This is a genomic window from Catellatospora chokoriensis (assembly GCF_011297315.1).
Classification (GTDB): domain Bacteria; phylum Actinomycetota; class Actinomycetes; order Mycobacteriales; family Micromonosporaceae; genus Catellatospora; species Catellatospora citrea.
Map to the genome: position 1 here is coordinate 1 of NZ_JAAOTI010000069.1, position 3,118 is coordinate 3,118.

Sequence of the window (3,118 nt, forward strand, 5' to 3'; positions counted from 1 at the left end):
CACCGACGATGATCGGTGACGCGCTGGAGGTGCCGTTGAACCGGTGGGTGTAGAACAGGTCCTCGTTCGCGCCCAGCTGCAGCTGCCCATACCCGCAGGTGGTCACCTCCTCGCCCCAGCCCTGCGCGTCGACGGCGAACCCGAAGTTCGAGAACGGCAACCGGGAGCGGTCCGGGCCGTGGTTGCTGTCGTGGGTTCCGGGCGGCGGCGCCCCGGCCCCGACCAGGATGGCGTCGCTGTCGCGGTCACCGCGCCGGAACGGGTTGCGCCAGTGGTCGGGGAAGGGGGCCGGCCGGGCGTCGTACAGCTGGTCGTCGAGGTTCTCGGCCCCGTTGCCCGCGGCCTCCACCACGATCACGCCGCGGACGCGGGTCGCGAAGCGGATCGCGTCGAATTCGTCGGGCCAGAACTCCATGGCGATGTAGCCGAGCTGGTCATCGCGCCCGGTGAAGTTGAAACGCGGTCCCGGGGCATGCACCTCTACCAGGATGATGTCGCCGGGACCCAGGCGGCACGCGGCGGCGTGGATGGCGGATGCGATGCCCTTGTCTCTCCACGAGATCGCGCTCACGTTAGCGTCCGGGCAGATGCCGGTGACGCCGAAGCCGTTGTCGTCTCCGCCGATGACACCGATCACGGCGGTGCCGTGGTTGCGTGCATCGAGTGCGGCGCTCGGGGTTCCGTCGAGCACGCCGCCCTGGTTGCCGATCAGGTCCTCGTGGGTGAACCGCCATGCCTGCTCGATGTCGATGATGCGGACCCCGGCGCCTCGGCCGCCGTGGAGCGCCCACGCCCGGGCGACGTCGACGCCGCCCGGCGCCGGGCCGCGATGGCCCTGCAGTCCGGAGAAATCGGGCGTGGCCGCGGCCGGTTCCACGCCCTGCGGCGGCAGGCTCCGTGTCCTTGTCGGCAGTTCAGGCCGGGGCTTGACGTACGCACCCGCCACGAGTGGCTGGGTCAGCAGCATCGCCGCGATGTCCTGCAGCTGATCGGCGGGTGCGTCGACATGGTAGTAGACGGACAGGTCCGGCACGTCGAGGTGCAACGGAGCCTGTGCCGCCGCGCGCAGGATCCGCTCCTCGCTGGCGCCGAACAGCGGCCGCATGGTTCCGCCGTAGCGGTCGCAGATCTCATTGAGCCGGCCGGTGTCGTAGCCTGCCAGTGAGGTCAGCCCACTGGGCGTGACCCTCAGCGCCGCGTCCCCGCGCGCGACGACGACGAGTTCTGGTCCGTCGGCTGACATCGAGTTCCCCCCGTGTCGGTGGACCGGCGGCCGGCGCGGTCAGGCCGGCTCGGCATCGGGTTTGAAATAGGCGGCGGCCACCGACGGCAGGCCGGAGACGGCCGCGACGACGCGGTCGGCGGCGGCCCGATCGGTCACCCGCACCCGGAAGTAGCTGCCCGATGCCTGGTCCGCGCTACCCGTGTGGACCGGCTCCAGAGCCAGACCGAGCGCGGTGACGGCGTCGCGGACCTGCCCGGCCGGGACGCCCTGAGCGCCGTCCGCGGCCGGTGTCACCTGGATGACGACTTCCACCTCGTCCGCCTCGTCCTCTGCCGACGGCGTTGCCGGGCCGCCGGGTCGATGCTCCCTGCGACCTCGGCGGTCGAGCGGATAATCGCAGGTGGCAGCACAGTCGTCCTCATTGTGCCGGGTGGGCCGGCCGCGGGTGGCCGGTTCACCGGTTCGGCCCGGAGCCGGTGGGCGGGACGCGTCGTAGGTCGATGACGGACCGTCGCCGAAGGACCGAGAGGGTTCGGCATTTCGATCGCCGGAACCTCGTCAAAGTCACGATGAGTAATATCTTCGTCACGCTAGAGTGATTGTCATCTGGCGTTCACGACCCGCGGTCCTCGGTTTCACGTTTCACCGGCGGACCAGTCGAGGAGGTCGCGGTGGACTACGGCGGCACGCCGGTCCTGGTGGTGGAGATGCGCCCCGGTGTGGCGGCCAGAGCGACCGGCCGGGGGATCGTCTCGGCGGCAGGTCTTGACACGACCTCGCTCAACGACCTCTGCGCGGCCTACGGCGGCTCGCTGCGAACACTGTTCGGCATGAGCGAGGAGCGGCTGAACCGGCTGACCGCCACGCTGCCGGCGTCGGCCGACGCACCCGACCTGTCCCGTTACTACAAGGTCGAGGTGCCGGTCGATCGCATGAACGACACCGCCGCCGCGCTGCGGGCCGACCCTCTGGTGGCGGCGGCGTACGTGGAGCCCCCGGGTTGGCCCGGCCTGCATCGGGAGCCGCAGCCCAATGCCGCGGAACCGCCCGCGTTCACCCAGGACTTCTCTGCCCGGCAGGCTTACCTGGGACCGGCGCCCGGCGGGATCGACGTACGCCGTGCGTGGGCGCTCCAGGGTGGCCGCGGCGCAGGCGTGCGGGTGGTCCACATCGACGCGGCGTGGCGGTTCACGCACGAGGATCTGACCGGCAACCAGGGCGGCGTCGTCGGTGGCATCCAGAGCACGCAGCTGGGATGGCGAAATCACGGCACGGCCGTCGCCGGAGTGATCGGAGGCGACGACAACGGCTTCGGCATCATGGGCATCTGCCCGGACGCGAACCTCATGGCGATCTCCGCCTTCATGAAGAAGGAGGACGAGACCGATGTGGGGTCGGCGATCGTGGCCGTGCTGGAAAAGCTTCATCCCGGCGATGTCATCGTGACCACGATCCACGCCCCTGGCCCCCGACACGGCTTCAAGGCACCGCACGGACAACTCGGCTTCATCGCCATGGACTACTTCGACCCGGTCTTCGACGCGATCCGGACCGCCACGCTCAAGGGCGTCATCGTGGTCGCGATCGCGGGCAACGGCGCCGAGAACCTGGACGATCCCATCTACGAAAGGCGGTTCGACCGCACCTTCCGCGACTCGGGGGTGATCCTCGTCGGGGCCGGCGCTCCGCCACCTGGCACGAACGGTCACGACCACGGTCCGGACCGATCGCGGCTGGCATTCTCCAACTTCGGGTCCGCCGTGGACGTCCAGGCCTGGGGTGAGGAGGTGACCACCTGCGGGTACAGCGACCTGCAGGGCGGGGCCAGCGAGGACCTGTGGTACACCGCCACCTTCAACGGCACCAGCACCGCCGGGCCGATCATCGCCGGCC

The 3,118-nt window shown here is 70.3% G+C and carries 3 protein-coding genes; 1 reads left to right on the forward strand and 2 read right to left on the reverse strand.

The features are described 5' to 3' along the window. Both HAV39_RS41975 and HAV39_RS41980 read right to left on the reverse strand, forming a co-directional pair. On the reverse strand, positions 1-1,243 hold a 1,243-nt coding region (locus HAV39_RS41975; protein ID WP_244958925.1), incomplete at its 3' end, for a S8 family serine peptidase. 39 nt (positions 1,244-1,282) lie between these two features. Next, a complete protein-coding gene (locus HAV39_RS41980; protein WP_191844649.1) occupies positions 1,283-1,537 on the reverse strand; it encodes a hypothetical protein in 255 nt (84 codons plus the stop codon). Positions 1,538-1,896: 359 nt separating this feature from the next. On the opposite strand from HAV39_RS41980, the gene HAV39_RS41985 reads away from it, so the two are divergent. Further along, positions 1,897-3,118, forward strand: a 1,222-nt coding sequence (locus HAV39_RS41985; RefSeq protein ID WP_191844650.1) for a S8 family serine peptidase, incomplete at its 3' end; no start/stop codon positions are given.